The organism is Streptomyces broussonetiae (genome assembly GCF_009796285.1).
Lineage (GTDB): Bacteria > Actinomycetota > Actinomycetes > Streptomycetales > Streptomycetaceae > Streptomyces > Streptomyces broussonetiae.
Genome location: NZ_CP047020.1, coordinates 8,371,122 through 8,391,352, shown reverse-complemented (window position 1 = coordinate 8,391,352; position 20,231 = coordinate 8,371,122). Strand labels below are relative to the sequence as shown.

At 72.8% G+C, this 20,231-nt stretch carries 14 protein-coding genes; 5 read left to right on the top strand and 9 right to left on the bottom strand.

Annotated features, from left to right (window positions below; genetic code table 11):
- Positions 1-30 precede the first annotated feature (30 nt).
- The 6 genes from GQF42_RS38320 to GQF42_RS38295 form a co-directional block, all read right to left on the bottom strand.
- Positions 31-414 carry a hypothetical protein gene (locus GQF42_RS38320; RefSeq protein ID WP_158927662.1) on the bottom strand — a complete coding sequence of 128 codons (384 nt, stop codon included), beginning with the start codon at positions 412-414 and terminating at the stop codon, positions 31-33.
- Between the two features lie 99 nt (positions 415-513).
- Positions 514-1,317 carry a LytR/AlgR family response regulator transcription factor gene (locus tag GQF42_RS38315; RefSeq protein WP_158927660.1) on the bottom strand — a complete coding sequence of 268 codons (804 nt, stop codon included), beginning with the start codon at positions 1,315-1,317 and terminating at the stop codon, positions 514-516.
- Between the two features lie 216 nt (positions 1,318-1,533).
- Positions 1,534-3,930, bottom strand: a complete 2,397-nt coding sequence (locus GQF42_RS38310; protein ID WP_199272943.1) for a glycoside hydrolase family 65 protein — start codon at positions 3,928-3,930, stop codon at positions 1,534-1,536.
- Positions 3,931-4,101: 171 nt separating this feature from the next.
- Entirely contained in the window at positions 4,102-6,306 is a 2,205-nt protein-coding gene (locus GQF42_RS38305; protein ID WP_199272942.1) for an RICIN domain-containing protein, read from the bottom strand.
- A gap of 57 nt (positions 6,307-6,363) precedes the next feature.
- Entirely contained in the window at positions 6,364-7,722 is a 1,359-nt protein-coding gene (locus GQF42_RS38300) for a lectin (RefSeq protein WP_158927658.1), read from the bottom strand.
- Positions 7,723-7,947: 225 nt separating this feature from the next.
- Positions 7,948-9,807, bottom strand: a complete 1,860-nt coding sequence (locus GQF42_RS38295) for an ABC transporter ATP-binding protein (RefSeq protein ID WP_158931078.1) — start codon at positions 9,805-9,807, stop codon at positions 7,948-7,950.
- A gap of 273 nt (positions 9,808-10,080) precedes the next feature.
- Here GQF42_RS38295 and GQF42_RS38290 point away from each other — a divergent pair, with 273 nt between their 5' ends.
- Positions 10,081-10,998 (top strand): lysylphosphatidylglycerol synthase transmembrane domain-containing protein, encoded by a 918-nt coding sequence (locus GQF42_RS38290; protein ID WP_158931076.1) that lies wholly within the window; start codon positions 10,081-10,083, stop codon positions 10,996-10,998.
- Positions 10,999-11,044: 46 nt separating this feature from the next.
- Entirely contained in the window at positions 11,045-11,809 is a 765-nt protein-coding gene (locus tag GQF42_RS38285; RefSeq protein WP_158927656.1) for a crotonase/enoyl-CoA hydratase family protein, read from the top strand.
- A 32-nt stretch (positions 11,810-11,841) separates the two neighbouring features.
- Here GQF42_RS38285 and GQF42_RS38280 read toward each other — a convergent pair whose 3' ends face one another.
- The 3 genes from GQF42_RS38280 to GQF42_RS38270 are packed head-to-tail and all read right to left on the bottom strand — an operon-like array spanning position 11,842 to position 16,042.
- Positions 11,842-13,197 carry an NAD(P)/FAD-dependent oxidoreductase gene (locus GQF42_RS38280; protein WP_158927654.1) on the bottom strand — a complete coding sequence of 452 codons (1,356 nt, stop codon included), beginning with the start codon at positions 13,195-13,197 and terminating at the stop codon, positions 11,842-11,844.
- Positions 13,194-14,615 carry an FAD-dependent oxidoreductase gene (locus tag GQF42_RS38275; protein ID WP_158927652.1) on the bottom strand — a complete coding sequence of 474 codons (1,422 nt, stop codon included), beginning with the start codon at positions 14,613-14,615 and terminating at the stop codon, positions 13,194-13,196. Before GQF42_RS38275 ends, GQF42_RS38280 begins: the two co-directional genes overlap by 4 nt.
- Positions 14,612-16,042: an FGGY family carbohydrate kinase gene (locus tag GQF42_RS38270; RefSeq protein WP_158927650.1), complete on the bottom strand. Its 1,431-nt coding sequence runs from the start codon at positions 16,040-16,042 to the stop codon at positions 14,612-14,614. Before GQF42_RS38270 ends, GQF42_RS38275 begins: the two co-directional genes overlap by 4 nt.
- A gap of 254 nt (positions 16,043-16,296) precedes the next feature.
- Between GQF42_RS38270 and GQF42_RS38265 the strand changes: the two genes are divergently transcribed.
- From GQF42_RS38265 to GQF42_RS38255, 3 genes are all read left to right on the top strand, one after another.
- Entirely contained in the window at positions 16,297-17,283 is a 987-nt protein-coding gene (locus tag GQF42_RS38265) for a hypothetical protein (protein ID WP_199272940.1), read from the top strand.
- 44 nt (positions 17,284-17,327) lie between these two features.
- The gene (locus tag GQF42_RS38260) at positions 17,328-18,860 is read left to right on the top strand and encodes an amino acid permease (RefSeq protein WP_158927648.1); all 1,533 of its coding nucleotides are present in this window, start codon (positions 17,328-17,330) and stop codon (positions 18,858-18,860) included.
- Between the two features lie 184 nt (positions 18,861-19,044).
- Positions 19,045-20,136: a mechanosensitive ion channel family protein gene (locus GQF42_RS38255; protein ID WP_158927646.1), complete on the top strand. Its 1,092-nt coding sequence runs from the start codon at positions 19,045-19,047 to the stop codon at positions 20,134-20,136.
- Positions 20,137-20,231: the final 95 nt, after the last annotated feature.

Genomic DNA, 20,231 nt, shown 5'->3' with positions numbered 1-20,231 from the left:
GGGCGGCCCCGGCGGCTGCTCGGCGCATGGTCAGGGGCTTTCCACGGGGGACGGGCGGGCCGGTTCGGTCTCGTTGCGCTCGGCGCGGCGGACGTACCAGGCACCGATGGCCAGCAGCGCGGGGTACGGTGCCACGCCCAGGAGCAGCCAGACCGCGAGAGGGACGTGGGGCGCGCCGGTGGCCGACGGCAGGAGCCGCAGCAGGAGGGGGAGCAGGCCGATCGGGACCGCGAGGAGGGTCGTCGCGAGGAGCGCGGCACGCATCTGACGATGCATCAACAGGCTGACGGTGGCGTCGGTTTCGGGTGCGTCCGGGCGCGGCTCGGGGACGGCCGGCGGGCGCGGCACCGCGTGGTCCTCGGCGGGAGGCCGTCCGGTGACCAGCTCTCTGCGAGGGACGGATTCGGCACCCATGACGCACTCCCCGAGGCCACGGTGATCACCTGGTGTGCGGCGAGTGTACGCAGCGCGAGGCCGCACCGGCAGCCGCAGAGCGCAATCGCCGCCTGTCCGTCACCTGCGGACCCTGCCCGCCACGTGCCGGGCCAGCAGGTCGCGCAGTTCCCGGGCGTTGCGGCGGCTCACGGCGAGGGTCCGGTCACCGATCCGGACGGTCACGTTGCCGCCGTCCAGGCGGAGTTCCTCGATGCGGCCGAGAGCGACGAGCCGGCTGCGGTGGATACGCACGAAGCCCCGGTTGCGCCACTGTTCCTCCAGCGTGGACAGCGGGATGCGCACCAGGTGGCTGCCGTGCCGGGTGTGCAGCCGGGCGTAGTCGCCCTGCGCCTCGACGTAGGTGATGTCGGCGATGGGCACGAACCGGGTCACGCCGCCCAGTTCCACGGGGACCTGGTCACCCAGGGCGGGCGAGGTCACCGCGGAGGCGGCCGGCCGGGGGCCCTGCCCGGCCGCGACCAGGTCGGCGACCCGGCGCACGGCCTCGGCGAAGCGCTCCTTGCGCAGGGGTTTGAGGAGGTAGTCGACGGCCTTGAGGTCGAAGGCACGCACCGCGAAGTCGTCGTGGGCGGTGACGAAGACGATCAGCGGGGGTGCGGCGAACCCACCGAGCAGGCGGGCCAGTTCGAGACCGTCCAGTCCGGGCATGTGGATGTCGAGGAAGACGACGTCGACGGCCGGGGCGCCGTCCGGTCCGGCCTCCATGACCCGGCCGAGGCGGCGCAGCGCCTCGGTGGCCGTCGGCGCGGGGATCACCGTGCCGACGCGCGTGTCCTGCCCGAGCAGGTACAGCAGCTCCTCGAGCGCGGGTTCCTCGTCGTCCACCGCCAGCACCCGCAGGGGGGCGTCGGTCGCGCTCATCCACGCGGCTCCTCTCTTCAGCGACCACTCGTCGATGCGTCAACCACCCACCGGTGCATGGTGGTCCTCGGGGCCGCTGCCGTCGAGAGGCGGCCGGTTCCGCCCGCTGGGCGACACCGAGCGGCACCTGCTCGCAGCGCGTGCAGGCACCCCCGGTACGACGCCGCCGGCCTCGCGGTGTTCCTCCTGCGCGCGTCCTGAAGGGCGCGGGGCGCTTCACTCCGGCAGCACCAGGCGGGCCGTCTCGCCGGCCACCACCGTGATCACCTGGCCCCACAGGCGGATGCCGATGGGGGAACGGTCGGAGGCCGGTACGGACACCTCCAACAGGCCGCTGCGCAGGCGCAGATGGGCGCCCCAGTGACCGTGGTAGCGGAACGGGAACCCGTAGGAGGAGAGTTCGGGGAGCGGGACCGGGTCGAGGCTCAGGACGCCGCCCCGGGTTTCCAGGCCGGTCAGTCCGCGCTGGACGAGGTCGAGGGTGCCGGCCATCGCGCCGAGGTGGATGCCCTCGCCGGTGGTGCCGCCCTGGAGGTCCGCGATGTCGCCGCGCAGCGACTCCTGGACGAAGGCCCAGGCGTCCGCGCGGCGGGCGCGGGCCAGGATCCAGCCGTGGACCAGGCCGCTGAGCGTGGAGCCGTGGCTGGTGCGGTGCAGATAGTGGTCCACGGTGGCGGTCCAGGCGTGTTCGTCCAGTCGGTAGCCCAATCTGCCGAACAGGGCGCGGAGTTCGGCGGGTGAGAAGAGGTAGCCGAGCATGAGGACGTCGGCCTGCTTGGACGCCTTGTACCGGTTGACGGAGTCGCCCTCCGCCTCCAGGATCCGGTCCAGGCGCCGGATGTCGTCGTAGCGCTTGCGGTAGTCGTCCCAGTCCAGCTCGGCGAGGTCGCCGTACCCCTCGAACTGGCTGATCACCCCGTCGTGGAAGGGGATGTGGAGGGTGCGGGAGACCTCCTCCCAGCGGACGGGCTCGTCGTGTTCCAGGCCGGCGCTCTCGGTGAGTTCACGGCGGCGTGGCTCGGGCAGGGCGTTCAGCAGTTCCAGGGCGCGGGCGAGCACCCAGGCGGCGGTGACGTTGGTGTACGCGTTGTCGTCCAGGCCGGGTGCGGTCGCGCCGGGGTAGGCGTCGTGGTACTCGTCGGGGCCGACCACGCCCCGGATGCGGTGCCGGCCGAGGCGGGCGTCGTAGGTGGCCGAGTCCGCCCAGAAGCGGGCGATGTGCAGCAGCATCTCGGCGCCCTCACCGTGCAGGAAGTCGGTGTCGCCGGTGGCCTCGTGGTATTGCCAGATGTTGTAGGCCACCGCCGAGCCGACGTGGTGCTGCAGGTGGGAGTGGTCCGGCAGCCAGTGGCCGGAGCGGGGGTTGAGGTGCAGCTGCTGGGCCTCCTCGCGGCCGTCGCTGCCGCTCTGCCACGGGTAGAGCGCGCCGCGCCGGCCGAGTTCGTGTGCCGCGTGGCGGGCGGCGTCCAGGCGCCGGTGCCGGTAGTGGAGCAGGGCGCGGGAGACCTCGGGCAGGTGGAGGTTGAGGTAGGGCAGGACGAAGAGTTCGTCCCAGAAGACATGGCCGCGGTAGGCCTCGCCGTGCAGCCCCCGCGCGGGCACGCCGACGTCGAGGTCGGCGGTGTGCGGGGAGAGGGTCTGCAGCACATGGAACAGGTGCAGGCGCAGGATGCTGCCCGCCTCGCCGGGGACCTCCAGCGCGGTGCGCCGCCACAACTGCTCCCAGGCCGTGGCGTGCGTCTCGCGCAGCTCGTCGAAGCCGGGGGCGGCGTCGACGCGCTCGACGGCCGCGTGCAGGGGGTCGCCGATGGCGGGGTCGCGGGAGGTGTGCAGGGCGACGGTCTTGTCGACGGTGACGGTGCGGCCGGGCAGCAGCGTGAGCCGCACCAGCTGGACGGCGCGGTGGGCCTCGTTCGCGTGGCTGACGGGCACGTCGGCGGTCAGCCGGTGGGCCAGTCCGAAGCGGACGTCGGAGGTGCGGGTACGACAGCGCAGCCACACCGTGCCGGGTGCGGCGGTGCCGGTGTGGAAACGGGTGAGGTGCCGGCCGTCCAGGTCCCGGTAGCGGGCCACACCGGAGTTGGTGACCCGTCCGTCGAGTGCGGCCTCGGCCTCCAGGCCGACACCGGGTCCCTCGAGGGTGAACTCGGTGCGCAGGGCGGCGAGATGGGGATCGGTCAGGTGGACGAGGCGCAGCTGGCGCACATGGAGCGTCCCGCCGCCGGGGAGGCTGTAGCCGGTGCGGCGCTCGAGCAGGCCGGGGTCGAGGTGGAGGATCTGGTGGTGCTCGGTGACGTGGGCGGTGTCCGGGGTGAGCCAGTCCCCGCCCGCGAGCCGGAAGCGCAACGGCAGCCAGTTGGGCAGGTTGACCATGTCCTCGTTCTCGACCCGGCGCCCGGCGACCTCGGAGGTGAGCCGGTTGTAGCAGCCGGCCGCGTAGGTGCCCGGGTAGTGGACCTCGTCCGCGGTGCACTCGGGCAGGGCGCCGCGGGTGGCGAAGTAGCCGTTGCCGAGGGTGCACAGGGACTCCCGCAGCCGCTCCTCCTCCGGCCGGTAGCCGTCGTACTCCCAGGCCGGACCCATCGTCACCGCCCCCTGGACAGGGGACTCCATTCGAACAGGGGAGCGAGCGGGAGCCGCGTCGGCACACCTCCCCGGCCGAACGGGGGCACGAGGGTCCGGCCCCTGCCCCGTCGGACCCTGCCGGTATGCGGCTCCATGAGGAGATTGTGCCGCGGCGGGGCCCGACGGAGTGGCTCCGACTAGGCCGGACGGGGGACCGCATCAGGGATAGCCGACCAGGTCCGCGACGTTCGACGACGAGTTCGAGGGTCCTCCCGTTCCGTTGATGACGTGGCTGATGGTGCCGGTGCCGCCGAGGGAGACCGTCACCATGCTGGTGAAGCGGACGTTCGCGTTGTTCGGCGCCTCGATGGCGTGGTCGGCCGTCACGCTCGGGTCGGCGCTGAAGTAGCAGTAGCTGCCGAGACCGTACGCCTGGTGGCTGGTGACGGAGTCGGCGACCTTGTAGGCGGCGTAGCCCTTGGTGGAGCCGTTCATCCAGGACGCCTGGTCCGGCGGGTCGTACGGCATCTCGTTCTGGAAGAAGTAGGTCCGGCCGCCGTTGCCGTTCCAGATCACCTGGTCCTTCTGGAAGTGCTCGACGAACAGCCCGTACATGGTCACGTCGTCGCCGTTGACCACGAGTCCGGTGTCGGCGGTGTTGCTGTTCCAGCCGACGCCGCTGCCGTGGTCGGCGCGCCAGAGCCACATGTGGTCCCCGATGACGTTCTTGCTGTTGACGACGAGGCTGGTGGCCGCCTTGCCGACGCCGGCGCCGCCGATGCGGAAGTAGACGTCGTGCAGGGAGGTCGGGTCGGCCGCATGGGAGGCGGAGGAGCCGGCAGGCCCGACCTCGACCAGGGTCTTCGAGCTGGTGGTACCGGCGTCGAAGAGCAGGCCCGCGATCTGCACGCCGTCGACGTCGGCGACGGTCATCGCGGTGATGCCGTTGTCGGGCACGAAGGTGGCGAGCCCGAGGCCGAGGACGACCGTGTCGGGGCGGGTCACCTGCAGGGTCTGGTCGAGGTGGTAGACGCCGGGCGTGACCAGCAGGTTCTGGCCCGCGGCGAGGGCCGCGTTGATCTGGGCGGCACTCGCGCCGGGCTTGACGACGTAGAACTGGCTCAGTGGCAGCGAGATGCCGGACGGGCTGCCGCTCCCCCAGCTGGTACCCGAGCTGTTGGAGCGCGTGGACGGCACGAACACCTGGTAGTTCCCGGATCCGTCGACGTACAGGAACGGCTTCTCCCGGACGACCGGGCTCTGCGCGACGGTGGTGTACGGCGGGTTCGGGAAGCTGGTGGACGGCACGCCCTGGCTGCCGGTGAACACCATGTTCCAGTTGGACCCGGTCCAGCTGCCCAGCTGCGCGTTGCGGGTCATCCACTGCTGCTGCGTACCGGAGTTGACCTGCCCGTCGACCTTGCTGTCGGCGAGGTAGCCGCCGCTGGACCAGCCGCCGTCGTCCAGGGCGAGATTGCCGCGCAGATGCATCCGGCGGTACGGCGCGGCCTGCGAGACGGCCCAACGGTCACTGCCGTTGGTGGGGTTGACCGAGAGGTTCTCGGCGCCGCGCCAGAAGTTCTGGGTGGCGTTGCCCTGGAACCAGTCGGCCTCGGCGTGCACGGCACCGTTGATCGAGACCGCGTCGGGGCTGAGGCCGAGGCCGAGCACCTGGGTGTAGAACCCGACGTTGACGTCCGCGCTGTAGGCGCCGGGCTTGAACAGGACGGCGTAGCGGTCGGAGCCGAACTGGTTGGTCTCCTGCTGCTTGAAGAGGGTGTCCAGCCTGCCCTGGATGGTGGACGACGACATCGAGGGATCGAAGACGACGACGTTCGGACCCAGGTCGGGGTTGCTCGTCGACTGGGTCACGGGGACCACCTGGAAGCGCTGGGCGGCGGTGCCGTTGCACGTGTACTGCTGGAACTGCGTGCTGTCGGCGAGCGACGCGCCCGGATCGTCCAGGCACTTGCCGCTGTTCCTGTTGACGAAGTGGAAGGCGCCGCCGCCGTCGTCCACGGCCTGCCACTGCTGGTTGGCGCCGCCGCCGTAGCTCCACAGCTGGATCGGCGCACTGTCGGCGGTGGAGACATTGGTGACGTCCAGCACCTGGCCGGTGTCGCCCGCGTTGTTGATCCGCACGGAGCCGTTGCCGGCGTCGGTGAAGCTCCACTGCTGGGCCGTGGTGCCGTTGCACGCGTACTGCTGGACGGCGGTGCCGTTGGCGGTGGCCGCGGCCTTGGCGTCCAGGCACTTGCCGCTCGCGGCGTTGATGACGGTGGCGAATCCGGTGGGCAGGGCGGTGGCGGCGTGCGCGGGCGTGGCCTTGAGCAGGGGCGTCGGCGCGGCGGTGAGCACACAGGCGGCCGCTGCGCCGACGAGGGCGACCACCGCGGATCTACGGCGGCGGGAAAGAGGAGGCACGGGGGTTCTCCTTGACTGGCCTGCGGGGCGAAGGCCGGGGAATGAGGGGCCGGGAGGTCAGCCGGTGTAGCCGGCGAAGACGCGGGTGTAGTCCCAGTCGGACTGGCTCACTCCGGAGCAGCTGTCGGCGGGGCCGCCGGTGCACGGCCGGTCGCGGTTGGCGGACCAGAACGTGAGCCGGGCCAGGTGGTGCTGCTGGGCGTAGGCCAGGATGGTCCGGAAGTCGTTCACCGTGACGGTCTCGTTGTTGTCGGTGATGCCGTTCATCGACGAGATGCCCATGTCCCGGTAGGCCTGGTCGTCGCTGTAGCCGTAGGCGTTCTTCAGGTCGTTCTTGAGGCCCTCGGCGGCCTGCGTGGTGAGGTTGCCCATGTTCTGTCCGGCGCCCCCGAAGTCGAACGGCATGATGGCCCAGGCGTCCGCGGTCAGGCCGGAGGAGGCGGCCCGGTTGATCAGGCTGGTGTCGGGGCCGGACTGCCCGGTGCCGATCGTGACGTACACCTTCAGGCCGGGGTTGTTCGCCTTCACCGTCTTGAGCGCGTCCACGGTCCGCTGCTGCACGGTGGCGTTGCTGTACGCGTCGGCCTCGATGTCGATGTCGATCGCCTTCAGGCCGTAGGCGTTGATCACCTTCTGGTACGCGGCGGCGAGTTCACCCGCGCTGGAGCAGGAACTCTCCAGCTTGTTGCCGCTGTAGCCGCCGAAGGACGGGATCACGTCACCGCCGTTCGCCCGCACGGTGTTGACCGTCTGCTGGTCCACCCCGCCGGTCAGCGGGCGGCTGCCGTCCCACTGCGGATCGCAGTAGCCGTTGCTGAGCACGAAGGCGAGCGTGAACCACTTCACGCCCGTGGCCTGGGTGATGGTGGTGGGGTCCGGCGGGCTGCCCCAGCCGTTGTAGAGGTACGGCGCGACGGCCATCGGCGCGGACGGGTTGCCGCCGCCGTCCGCCGCGGGCGCGGTCCACTTCTGGTTGGCGCCGCCGCTGCAGCTCCAGATCTGCACCCGGGTGCCGTTGGCCGAGTTGTTGCCGGTGACGTCCAGGCACTTGTTCGCCTGCGGGTTGACGATGTCGTGGGCGGCGGTGACGGTCCACTTCTGGTTCGCTCCGCCGGTACAGGACCACAGCTGGGCCGTGGCGCCGTCGGCGGTCGAGTTGCCGGTCACATCGAGGCACTTGCCGAGGGCGCGGATCGTGCCGTCGCTGCCGACGGTCCACTGCTGGGCGTTCGTGCCGTTGCAGTCGTAGAGCTGGACGGGTGTGCCGTCGGCGGAGTTGGCCCCGGCGACGTCAAGGCATTTGCCGGCGAGGCCGGTGATGGCGCCGGTGGCGGCCTGGGCGGGGGAAGCGGTGAGCAGCCCGGCCGAGAGCGCGACGACGCCGAGGGCGACTGCTGCGGGAAGAGGTCTGGCCATGTGCGGGCGGCCTTTCGTGTGGGGGGGCAAGCCAACACCCCGTGGTGGAGCGGGAATTGGGGTGTCCGCAGGCTTTGTTTAAGGCGTGAAACTAAAGGTCCGGACCAGCGGCGTCAAGAGGTGGGACAGCAACGCCCCCCAAGGGGCGCGGGCGCCGCATAACCAACCCCGACAAACCGGCGGTCGGCAACGGCCCGCACCCCTGCGGCGTACCTGCGCGACGGCTCACACGGCGGTGGCGAACTGCGTCCGGTACAGCTCGGCATACCGCCCGTCCGCCGCCAACAGCTCCTCGTGCGTGCCCCGTTCCACGATCCGCCCGGACTCCACGACCAGGATCTGGTCGGCGGCCCGGACCGTGGACAGCCGGTGGGCGATGACCACGGCGGTACGGCCCTCCAGCGCCTCGGTGAGCGCCTCCTGCACGGCCGCCTCGGAGGTGTTGTCCAGATGGGCGGTGGCCTCGTCCAGGATCACCACGCGCTGGCGGGCCAGCAGCAGCCGGGCGATCGTCATGCGCTGGCGTTCACCGCCGGAGAGCCGGTAGCCGCGCTCACCGACGACCGTCTCCAGGCCGTCCGGCAGGGACCGTACGACCTCTGCCAGGCGGGCCCGGCCGAGGGCGTCCCACAGGTCCTCGTCGGTGGCGTCCGGGCGGGCCAGCAGCAGGTTGGCGCGGACGGTGTCGTGGAAGAGGTGGCCGTCCTGGGTGACCATGCCGAGGGTGGCCCGCAGGGCGGCGGCGGTCAGGTCGCGCACATCGGTGCCGCCGACCCGGACGGCGCCCGCGTCGACGTCGTACAGCCGCGGCAGCAGCTGGGCGATGGTGGACTTGCCGGCGCCGGAGGAGCCGACGAGGGCGACCGTCTGCCCGGGTTCGGCGCGGAAGGAGATGCCGTGCAGGACCTCGGAGCCCCCGCGGGTGTCGAGGGCGGCGACCTCCTCCAGGGAGGCGAGGGAGACCTGGTCGGCAGAGGGGTAGGCGAAGCGGACGTCCTCGAACTCGACGGCGACCGGACCCTCGGGGACGTCCACGGCGTCCGGCTTCTCCTCGATGAGCGGCTTGAGGTCCAGCACCTCGAAGACCCGCTCGAAGCTGACGAGGGCGCTCATCACCTCCACCCGGGCCCCGGCGAGCGCGGTGAGCGGGGCGTACAGCCGGGTCAGCAGCAGCGAGAGGGAGACGACCGCGCCCGCCTGGAGGGTGCCGTGCAGCGCGAACCAGCCGCCGAGGCCGTAGACGAGGGCGAGCGCGAGCGCGGAGACCAGGGTGAGAGAGGTGATGAACACGGACTGCGCGGTCGCCGTGCGCACGCCGATGTCGCGCACCCGGGCGGCGCGGGCCGCGAACTCCGCCGACTCCTCCTCGGGGCGGCCGAACAGCTTGACCAGGGTGGCGCCGGGCGCGGAGAACCGCTCGGTCATCCGGGTGCCCATGGCCGCGTTCAGCGCCGCCGCCTCCCGCTGCATCCGGGCCATCCGGCTGCCCATGCGGCGGGCCGGCAGCACGAACACCGGCAGCAGGACCAGCGCGAGCAGGGTGATCTGCCAGGACAGGGTCAGCATCACGGCCAGCGTGAGCACCAGCGTGACCAGGTTGCTCACCACGCCCGACAGGGTGTTGGCGAACGCCCGCTGGGCGCCGATCACGTCGTTGTTGAGACGGCTGACCAGCGCGCCCGTACGAGTCCGTGTGAAGAACGCGACGGGCATGCGCTGCACATGATCGAACACAGCCGTCCTGAGGTCGAGGATGAGTCCCTCCCCGAGCGTCGACGACAACCGGCGGCCGAGGATGCCGAGCCCTGCCTCACCGAGGGCGACGAGCGCGATCAGCAGCGAGAGCCGCACGACCCTGCCGGAGTCGTGCCCCGCCACGATCGCGTCGACGACGCGGCCGGCGAGCACGGGGGTCGCGACGGCGAGCAGCGCGGTCACCACCCCGAACAGTACGAACCGGACGATGCCCGCGCGGTGCGGACGGGCGAAGGCGGCGATACGGCGCAGCGTGGCGCGGGCGAGGGGACGGCGGTCGGCCTGCGCGTTCATCACGCTGTGCAACTGCGTCCATGCGGTGGTCTCCATGCTCATGCACAAGAACGTAGAACCTCAAGCTTCGTTGAGGTCAATGTCCGCTTCTTTTCACCCCCACCGGGACAACCACCGCGGCCCCTGCCCGCGTCCCTCTCCCCGAAGGCCCCGATGACCACAGCCTGCAAGCCGCCGGCCCGTAAGCCGGCGTCCGCGAATCCGCCACCTGCCGTTGAGACGGCGCGGAAAACCTCTCGAGGTGTGAGAGCACTACACCTCCCCGACCTGGGCCATGGACGCCTTCACCGGCTCGCCCGGCACCTCCCCGTGCGGCAGCTGCTGTGCCTGCTGCCGCTCGTGCTCGTCGCGATCCTCGCGGTGCGCAACCGGTCCGTGCTCCTCGACGGCTTCGGCCAGCTGCGGACCGCCTCGTGGCCCTGGCTGCTGGCGGCGGCCGGAGCCACCTGCCTGACCTGGGTGGCCGCGGCCATCACCCGGCAGGGCGCGGTGATCCAGCCACTGCCCCGGTGGCGACTGCTGGCCACGCAGTTCGCGGCAGGCTCGGCCAACCATCTGCTGCCGACCGGGCTCGGCTCGGGCGCGGTCAATCTGCGGTTCATGACCGTGTGCGGGGTGCCGCTCGCGCGCTCCTCCGCCGCGCTCGCGCTCTACCTGCTCGCCGAGTCGGTCGGCCGGCTGAGCCTGCTGGCCGCGCTGCTGCTCGCCTTCCCCGACGCGCTGCACATCGGCCCCCTGCTCCCCCACGGGGCCGTGGGCCCGCTGCTGGCCGTCGCGGGCACGGTAGTGGCGGTGGCGGTGGCCGCGCTGGCCCTCGTACGCCCCCTGCGCGCGCCCGTGCTCCGCTTCGTGCGCACCGCCCTGGGCGAGGCCCGTTCGGTGCACACGCGTCCGGCCAGGGCGCTCGCGCTGTGGGGCGGCTCGTTCGCCTTCCCGGCGCTGCAGGCCGCCGGCCTGGTGGCGGTGGGGCAGGCGCTGGAACTGCCGGTGCCGCCGGCGCACATGGCGCTGGCGTACCTGGCCGCGACGGTGGCGGTGGCGCTGGTGCCCACGCCGGGCGGAATCGGTTCGGTCGAGGCGGCGCTGATCGTGGCGCTGGTGGCGGCGGGCGGCCCGGTGGCGGTGGCCACGGCGGTGGTGCTCGCCTACCGCATCATCACCGTGTGGGTGCCACTGGTGCCGGGCGCGCTGACGCTGGGGGCGCTGGTGCGCCTGAAGGTCATCTGAGGCAGAGTGGCCCTCCGCAGCGCAGTCACCCTGAGGAGGGTCCCCCGTGCCGGTCCGCGTCGAGCGCAAGGAGTACGTCACCACCGTCGTCCTGTCCCGGCCCGAGGCCCGCAACGCGGTCGACGGGCCCACGGCCGCTGAACTCACCGATGCCTTCCGGGAGTTCGAGGCCGACGACAGCGCCCGGGTGGCGGTCCTGTGGGGCGAGGGCGGCACGTTCTGCGCGGGGGCGGACCTGAAGGCGATCGGCACCGAGCGCGGCAACCGCGTGGCCGAGGACGGCGACGGCCCGATGGGACCGACCCGGATGCGGCTGTCCAAGCCGGTGATCGCGGCGGTGGCCGGGCACGCGGTCGCGGGCGGCCTCGAACTCGCCCTGTGGTGCGATCTGCGGATCGCGGAGGAGGACGCCGTCTTCGGCGTGTTCTGCCGCCGCTGGGGCGTACCGCTCATCGACGGTGGCACGGTGCGGCTGCCCCGGCTGATCGGCACCGGCCGGGCCATGGACATGATCCTGACCGGCCGCCCGGTCCCGGCCAGGGAGGCCTGCGAGATCGGGCTCGCCAACCGCCTGGTGCCCACGGGATCCGCCCGCGCCGAGGCCGAGGCGCTCGCGGCCGGCATCGCCCGCTTCCCGCAGGCCTGTCTGCGCAGCGACCGCGCGTCGGTCCTCGACCAGGAGGGACTGGACGAGGAGACGGCACTGCGCACCGAACTCCGGCACGGGATGGGTGTGTTGACACAGAGCGCGGAAGGCGCAGCCCGGTTCTCCTCGGGCGCCGGGCGGCACGGCTCGTTCAACGGAATCTGAGCGGGCTGCTCCCAGGCCCGCACGCACTCCGGTCAGCGCACGCTCACCCGTACCTCGCCGCCTGTGGCGTCGACGCGGTGGTGCCAGCGGGCCGTGAGGGTCAGGGTGCGGTGGGGCAGGGCGGCGGCGGGGACGGGCCGCTCGTGGTGCAGCAGCCTGCCGTCCTGGTGTACGTACAGGACGGGCCGGCGCAGCGGGGCCGCGGTGCGCAGGACGTAGCGCTCGGGGCGGGCCGCCGGCGTGATGCGGTTCGGGGCGATCCAGCGCAGCGGCGCCTCGACGGCGAGCGGCACCCCGGGGCCGGGCCAGGCGGCGCCCGCCAGGAAGCCGAGCACGGCCCGGGCCGCCCGGGCGCCCTCGCGGGCCGCCGCGTCCGCGGGTTCGACGGCGTGCAGGACGTTCCCGGCGGCGAAGACGCCAAAGCGTGAGGTGTGCAGAAAGCCGTCGACGGCGGGGCCGCGGGTGCCGGGGTCCAGGGCGAGAGAACCGCGGCGGGCCAGTTCGTGGTCCGGGATGAAATCGCCGGTGAACACGACGGTGTCGCAGGACAGTACGGCCGTCCGGCCGTCGCGGTGGCGGACGCGGACGCCGGACAGACGTCCGTGACCGAGGAGTTCGGCGACCGTGGTCTGCGTCAGCAACGGGATCCGGTGTCGCAGGCGGGCCGACTGCGCCCGGGTGACGGGCACTTGGGCGCGAAGCTGCTCCGTGACCAGTGCGACGATCTCGGCGCCGGCCGCGCGCAACGTGTCGGCCGCCGCGTAGGAGACGTGCTCGGCGCCGACCACGACCGCGCGGGTGCCGATGCGCTGCCCGAACAGGTGGACGGCCTGCTGGAGTTCACCGGTGGTGTAGACACCGGCGGGACGGGTGCCCGGCACCAGCCGGGCCGTACGCGGGCGTTCCCGGGCGCCGGTGGCGAGGACGACGGCCCGCGCCCCGATGGTCTCGGGTCCGCCGGGACCGACCGCGTTCAGCACCACGCCCGGGAGCACCGGGCCGTGCTGCGCACCGGTGTCCGCCCCGGTCCCGGACCCCTGTGCCCCTGCCGCGCCCGGGGCGGTCCCCCAGTCCAGAGCGGTCACCCCGGTCCGGAGCACGGCGCCCGCCCGTCCGGCCGCCTCCGCGAGCAGGCGGGCGTACTCGGGGCCGGTCAGCGGGTGCGTACGGGTGCCGAAGCCGCCGTGGGCGCAGTGCCGGGGCACTCCCCCGGCCTCCCGCTCACGCTCGAGCACCTCGATCCGGCCGGCTCCGGACGCGGCCAGGCGGGCGGCGGCGACCAGGCCCGCGGGCCCCGCGCCGACGACGAGCACGTCGACCTCGCGGGCGAACGGACCCGGGGTGCCGTGTGCCCCGCCGGCGCTCGGTGCGCTTCGCCGGGCCGTCATGTCCGAATCCCCTCATTCTGCGCCGACTCGAACAACTCCCGTACCGCCGCGCCGCAGTAGAACCCCTGACAGCGGCCCGCCCGGGCCCGGGTGCGGCGGCGCAGGCCCTCGAGGCTGCGCGGTGGGACCGGTCCGGCCAGGGCGTCGCGGATCTCGCCTCGGGAGACGCGCTCGCAGTGACAGACCAGGGTGCCGTACTCGGGGTCCGCGGCGATGAGTTCGGGCCGCTGGTAGGGGCGTGGGAAGGCCTCGCCGAGGTTGGGCATGGTCAGCGGCTGCGGCTCGCGCACCGGGCCCAGGTCCAGTCCGGTGTCCTGCAGCAGGCCGGTGACATGGGCGGCGATCGCCAGGGACGCGGTCAGGCCGGTGGAGCGGATGCCGCCGACGGTGACGTACCCCTGCTCGGGGTGGACGGCGATGCGGTAGTCCTCCTGTCCGGTGGCCGCGCGCAGTCCGGCGTAGACGGCGGTGACCTCCTCGTCGACGAGGTCGGGCAGGACACGGCGGCCCTTGTCCCTGAGGCCGGCCAGGCCGTCGGCGGTGGAGCCGGTGGCCCGTTTGTCGTCCAGGTCCTCGGCGGTGGGGCCGAGCAGGACGTTGCCGTACACGGTGGGCGCGACCAGGACGCCCTTGCCGAGTGCGGTCGGGACGGGCAGGAGGATGTGCCGGACGAGCGGGCGGGCGAGCTTGTCGTACACCAGGAGCTGACCGCGGCGCGGGGTGACGGTGAAGTCCTCGTGGCCGAGCAGCCGGTCGAGGGTGTCGGCGTGCAGTCCGGCCGCGTTGACCAGGCGGCGGGCGGACAGGACGCCTCGGGTCGTCTGCAGCAGGTGGTCTTCGCCGGTGCCCCGGTGTGCCCGCTCCACCTTGGCGTTGAGATGCAGGTCGACTCCGGCGCGGACCGCCTGGGTGGCGTACGCCAGGGTCGTCGTCCAGGGACAGATGATGCTCTCGCCGGGGACGTGCAGGGCGCCGAGCGCTCCGGGGCCGAGGCGCGGTTCACGGGCGTACAGCTCGTCGGGGCCCAGCAGGCTCGTGTCGTGGCAGCCGTTGCGCTCGGCCTTCTGTGCCAGCTCGGGCAGGGCGGCCAGTTGCTCCGCGTCCCAGGCGACCAGCAGGGCGCCGACGCGTTCGACGGGAATGCCGGTCTCGGCCGCGTAGGCGCCCAGCCGTTCGTAGCCCTCATGGACCAGGCGGGCCTCCAGGGTGCCGGGGGCCGCGTCGAAACCGGTGTGCAGGATCGCGGTGTTGGCCTTGGAGGTGCCCTGGCCGACGTCGTCCTGGGCCTCGACCAGGGCGATCCGCAGCCGGGGGTGGCGGGCCAGTTCGCGGGCGACGGCGCAGCCGACCACGCCGGCACCGACGACCGCCACGTCGTAGCTGCCGGTGGGCAGCGGGCCCTGTGCGGTGACGGTCATGAGGCGAGCAGGGTCCGGACGGCGGCGCGGAAGCCGGTGCGACGCTCGGCGGCCTGGTCGGCGGTGATGCGGGGTTCGTACACGGCGGCGGGCTTTCCGTCGGGCAGGGCCTGGTCGACGCCCAGCGTACGGTCCGCACCCAGGCGGGCGAGCGTGGCGGCACCGAGGGCGGTGGCGTCAGGCAGCGCGGAGACTTCGACGGGGCGTTGCAGCAGGTCGGCCTGGGTCTGCATGAGGAGCGCGGAACGGGTCAGGCCGCCGTCGACGCGCAGGCGGTCCAGGCCGGCGCCGAGGTCTCCCGCGGCGGCGTCGGCGAGTTCGGCGACCTGGGCGGCGATGCCCTCGCACAGGGCGCGCACGAGGTGCCCGGGGGTGGTGTCGAGGCCGAGGCCGGTGAGGGAGCCGCGCAGGTCGCCACGCCACCAGGGGGCGGCGAGTCCGGCGAGGGCGGGGACGAAGGTGACGCCGCCGCTGTCGGGGACGGCGCCGCCCACCGGGTCGAGGTCGGCGGCGCCGGTGATGACGCCGAGTTCGCTGAGCCAGCGGACGGCGGAGGCGGCCGTGTAGACCTGGCCGTCCAGGCAGTAGCTGGTGGTGCCGGCGAGCCGCCAGGCGATGCAGCTGACCAGGCCCGAGGTGCCGCGCCGGGGCTGCTCGCCGGTGTGCGCGAGCAGGAACGCGCCCGTACCGTAGGTGCACTTGGCGGTGCCGGGACCGGTGACGCGCTGGGCGAGCAGGGCGGCCTGCTGGTCGACGGCCAGGCCGGTGAGCGGGATCTCGGGGCCGAACACCGTCGTCGTGCCGATGAGCTGGGCGTTGTCGGCCGGCTGCGGGAGCCGTTCGTCGCCGAGCCCGTACAGTTCCAGCGCCCTCCGCGACCACTGGGCGCTGTCCAGGTCGAGGAGCTGGGTGCGGCCGGCGGTGGCGGCGTCGGTGGCGTAGGCGCCGGTGAGACGGTGGACCAGCCAGGCGTCCGAGGTGGTGACGACGCCCTCGCGGGTGAGGTGGCGGCGGATCCAGGCCATCTTGGGCGCGGCGAAGTACGGGTCGAGGGGCAGGCCGGTCAGCAGTCGCAGCTCCTCGGCGTGTTCCGCGAGTTCGGCGCAGACCGTCTCGGCGCGCCGGTCCTGCCAGACCAGGGCGTCGGTGAGGGGGCGGCCGGTGGCCGGGTCCCAGGCGAGGACGGTCTCGCCCTGGTTGGCGAGGCCCAGCGCCACGACCGGTTCGCCCGCTTCGGCGAGCGCCTGCCGGCCGGCGGCGACCACCGAGTCGAACAGCTCGGCGGGGTCCACCTCGACCAGGCCGCCGGGCAGATACCGGGGGCGGACCTCGGCGAACCCGGTGGCGAGGACACCGCGCTCCGGGCAGACCACGAGGGCCTTGGAGCCGGACGTGCCCTGGTCGACGGCGAGCACCGGCCCGGTCATCGCACCTTCCCCCGCTTCGCATCGAAGATCACACCGCGTCAGCCTGCCGTTGCGCCGTGTCCGGCGTCAAGCGTCGCCGGGCACTCAACTTGCCTGCATAAATAGTTGTGTTGACAACAATGGTATGGAGGAACCTCCACCTCTATAGTGACCGCCGACGCGCCCACCGCGCGCCAATCCCCGCCCACAGGAGGGCTGTTGCTACGCCACCCCGCCACCTCGCCCGCGTGCCAGTGGCCCGGGACCGACGGCTGATGGCCAGAGAAGGAGCACGTCCCTCCTACGACCCGGCCGGGCCCGACCGCGCGCTGCGCGCCGCTCTGCAGGATCTGCGCACCGGCCGCTGGATGGCCATGCGCGCGTTGCTCGCGGACACCACGAACTGGTGGCAGTGGACCCAGCGCACCCAGGTCCTGGCAGCCGCCGCCGCGGGCACCGACGTGGTGCGCGCCTGGCTCGCCGAGGAGCCGGGCAGTACCCACGCCGTGGTGATGCACGCCCGGGTCGCGGTCGAACGGGCGCTGCGGGCACAGCGTGAACGGCACCGCCGTACCCATGAGTTGTGGATCGAGGCCTGGGACGCCGCCCAGTCCGCCACCGGGGCCGCTCCGCACGACCCGGTGCCCTGGGTGTGCCTGCTGGCGCTCGCCCAGCTGGACCCGGAACAGCGCTGGGAGGAGCACCGGGCGGCGCCGCCCGAGCCGATGCTGCCGCCGGGGCCCTGGGGCCTGCTCGCCGAGGCCGGCAAGCGCGACCCGTACAACCGCGAGGCCCACCACAGGATGCTGCAGTTCCTGTACGCGCGCGGCGGCACCGGCCGGCTCGCGGAGGCCGCCGGCTATGCGCAGTGGGCCGCCGGGCAGGCCCCGGCCGGCTCCGCGCTGCATGTCCTGCCGCTGTACGTCCGGGTCGAGCGCTACCGGCGCGACAGCGGCCACGACGCGGCGCTCGACCTGCACTGGGTGGCGGAGGACGCGGCCCGCGAGGCACGGCGCGCCCTGCACTCCTGGTTCGAGCACACCCACCGCGGCGAGCGCTCGCTGCTGGACCTCAACCACCTCGCCCACGCCCTGTGGGGATCCCTGCAGTTCCCCGACGCGGTCCGGGTGTTCGACGCGATAGGCCCCTACTTCACCCCTCCGCCCTGGATGTACCGCGCCCCCGGCCGCGACCGGGCCGTGGAGATCTTCCTCCAGGCCCGGGAGCGCTGCCGGGCCGCCGCGGACGGCTCCCGCCCCTGAACGCCCCACCTGCTCAAGCCCTTTGACCCGGAGGTTTCCCCCGCATGTCCGCCACCCCCGATCCATCGCCGTCGCCGGGCCTGCCCCAGCAGGACGAGGAGCAGCGTCTGCGTGAACTCGGCTACCGGCCGGTGCTGGCCCGCCGCATGGGCGGCTTCGGCAACTTCGCGATCAGCTTCTCGGTGATCTCGATCCTGTCCGGCTGCATGACCCTGTACGGCTTCGGCCTGAACACCGGCGGCCCCGCCGTGATGCTGTGGGGCTGGGCGGGCGTCGGCCTGTTCGTACTGTGCGTCGGTCTCGCACTCGCCGAGGTCACCAGCGCCTATCCGACCTCCGGCGCGCTGTACTACATGGCCGACCGGCTCGGCGGGCGGCGCTGGGGCTGGTACACGGGCTGGCTGAACCTGCTCGGTCTGCTCGGTGCGATCGCCGGTATCGACTACGGCGCCGCCCTGTTCACCGGCGCCTTCGCTAACCTCCAGTGGGGCTTCACGCCGACGCCCGGCAAGACCATGCTGATCTTCTGCGCCATCCTGCTGCTGCACGCGGTGCTGAACCTGTTCGGCGTCCGCCTGGTCAGCCTGCTCAACTCGATCAGCGTCTGGTGGCACCTGGCGGGCGTCGCGCTGATCGTCGGCGCGCTCGCGATCGTCCCCGACCACCACCAGTCGGCCTCCTTCGTGTTCACGAAGTTCGTCAACGAGACCGGCTGGCACAACCCGGTCTACGTGGCGGCGATCGGTTTGCTGCTCGCCCAGTACACCTTCTCCGGCTACGACGCCTCCGCCCATCTCTCGGAGGAGACCTCCCAGGCCTCCGTGTCCGCGGCCAAGGGCATCGTGCGCTCCATCTGGGCCTCCTGGATCGCCGGCTTCGTCCTGCTCGCCGGGCTGACCTTCGCCATCCAGAACTACGACGCCACGCGCAACACCGCGACCGGCGTACCGCCCGCGCAGATCCTGCTCGACGGCCTCGGCACCGACGGTGCCAGCGCGCTGCTGCTGGTCGTGATCGTCGCCCAGCTGTTCTGCGGCAACGCCGAGGTCGCCGCGGCCAGCCGGATGGTGTTCGCGTTCAGCCGGGACGGTGCCCTGCCGGGCTCGCACCTGTGGCGCAAGGTGAGCGGCCGTACCCAGACGCCGGTCGCGGCCGTGTGGCTCGCGGTGATCGTCGCCTGTGTGCTCGCCCTGCCCTCGCTGTACTCGGCGACGGCGTACAACGCGGTGACCGCCATCAACGTCATCGGCATCACGCCCGCCTACGCCATCCCGGTGCTGCTGCGGCTGCGCGCGGGCGACCGGTTCAGGCCCGGGCCGTGGCATCTGGGCCGCTGGAGCAAGCCCGTCGGCTGGGTCGCGGTGGTCTGGGTGGCCTGTGTGACCGTGCTGTTCTGCCTGCCGCAGGCCTCGCCGGTCACCGTCGACTCGATGAACTACGCCTCGGTCGCGCTTGCCGTCGTCCTCGTCCTGGCGAGCGTCTGGTGGTACGTCGCCCGCCGTTCGTACGGCACGCCCACCGCCGCCGCGTACGGCAGCGACCGCGACCAGGCCGAACTCGCGGAGGGGATCATCTGAGCCACCTGCCCCAAGGGCGCCGGTCCGGGTGCGAACTGGTGTTCCGGATACGGCAGGATGAACGATCGCGCCGGTCACCGGAGTTCCTCCGGCCGGCGCGTTCGCACATCCCGCACTTCGAGCAGGTGACCCACGTGACGACACTTCACCACTCCGCAGCCGGCCCGGGCATCGGAGGTGAGCGGTGAACCGCGCACTGACCCTGGACGACCTCGTCCTCGCCGGAGTCTCGACCGCGGCGGGCCTGGTGCTCGCCTTCCTGTCGCGCACCCTGCTGCGCTGGCTCGCCAAGCACGCGAAGCGGACCAAGTGGAGCGGCGACGACGTCATCGTGGACGCGCTGCGCTCGGTCGTACCGTGGGCCGCGATCGCCGCGGGCCTGGCGGCGGCAGCGGCCGTGCTGCCCCTCACCCGGACCGTGCACCACCACACCAACCAGATCCTCCAGGTGTGGCTGATCTTCGTCGTCACCCTGTCCGCGGCCCGGGTGATCGCCGGCCTGGTCCGCACGGTCACCCAGTCCCGCTCGGGCGTGGCGGGCTCGGCGACGATCTTCGTCAACATCACCCGGGTGCTGGTCCTCGCGATCGGCTTCCTGATCGTGCTCCAGACGCTCGGCATCTCCATCGCCCCCCTGCTGACCGCCCTCGGCGTCGGCGGTCTGGCGGTGGCCCTCGCCCTGCAGGACACGCTCGCCAACCTCTTCGCGGGCGTGCACATCCTGGCCTCCAAGACCGTCCAGCCGGGTGACTACATCCGGCTCAGCAGCGGCGAGGAGGGCTATGTCGTGGACATCAACTGGCGCCAGACGACGGTCCGCCAGCTGTCCAACAACCTCGTGGTCATCCCCAACGGCCAGCTCGCCAAGGCCAACATGACCAACTACACGCGCCCCGAGCAGCGGCTGACCGTGCTGGTGCAGGTGGGCGTCGGCTACGACGCCGACCTGGAACACGTCGAGCGGGTGACGGCCGAGGTCGTCGCGCAGACCATGCGCGACGTCCCCGGCGCCGTACCGGACCACGAGCCCGCCATCCGCTTCCACACCTTCGGCGACTCCCGTATCGGCTTCACGGTGATCCTCGGCGTCGGCGAGTTCAGCGACCAGTACCGCATCAAGCACGAGTTCATCAAGCGCCTGCACCGCCGCTACCGCGCGGAGGGCATCCGCATCCCGGCCCCCACCCGCACGGTGGCCCTGCACCAGGGCGCCGCGCTGATCCCGCAGCAGCGCAGCGGGGAGGACGTCGCCGGCGGGGCGGTGGTGGCCGACTAGCCGGGCCGGCCGCAAGGGCCGCCCGCGCGTCGCGGCCGGCAGCACCGCCGGGGCCCGGTGGCCGCGACGCGGGCCGCGGGCGCGGCGGTGACGCC

What these genes read in the sequence shown, in the direction of transcription:
- GQF42_RS38265 (WP_199272940.1), top strand. Translation starts at nt 16,297, where the DNA reads ATGGCCAGAGAAGGAGCACGTCCCTCCTACGACCCGGCCGGGCCCGAC.
- GQF42_RS38260 (WP_158927648.1), top strand. Translation starts at nt 17,328, where the DNA reads ATGTCCGCCACCCCCGATCCATCGCCGTCGCCGGGCCTGCCCCAGCAG.
- GQF42_RS38295 (WP_158931078.1), bottom strand. Translation starts at nt 9,807, where the DNA reads ATGGAGACCACCGCATGGACGCAGTTGCACAGCGTGATGAACGCGCAG.
- GQF42_RS38280 (WP_158927654.1), bottom strand. Translation starts at nt 13,197, where the DNA reads ATGACGGCCCGGCGAAGCGCACCGAGCGCCGGCGGGGCACACGGCACC.
- GQF42_RS38300 (WP_158927658.1), bottom strand. Translation starts at nt 7,722, where the DNA reads ATGGCCAGACCTCTTCCCGCAGCAGTCGCCCTCGGCGTCGTCGCGCTC.
- GQF42_RS38320 (WP_158927662.1), bottom strand. Translation starts at nt 414, where the DNA reads ATGGGTGCCGAATCCGTCCCTCGCAGAGAGCTGGTCACCGGACGGCCT.
- GQF42_RS38275 (WP_158927652.1), bottom strand. Translation starts at nt 14,615, where the DNA reads ATGACCGTCACCGCACAGGGCCCGCTGCCCACCGGCAGCTACGACGTG.
- GQF42_RS38270 (WP_158927650.1), bottom strand. Translation starts at nt 16,042, where the DNA reads ATGACCGGGCCGGTGCTCGCCGTCGACCAGGGCACGTCCGGCTCCAAG.
- GQF42_RS38315 (WP_158927660.1), bottom strand. Translation starts at nt 1,317, where the DNA reads ATGAGCGCGACCGACGCCCCCCTGCGGGTGCTGGCGGTGGACGACGAG.
- GQF42_RS38310 (WP_199272943.1), bottom strand. Translation starts at nt 3,930, where the DNA reads ATGGAGTCCCCTGTCCAGGGGGCGGTGACGATGGGTCCGGCCTGGGAG.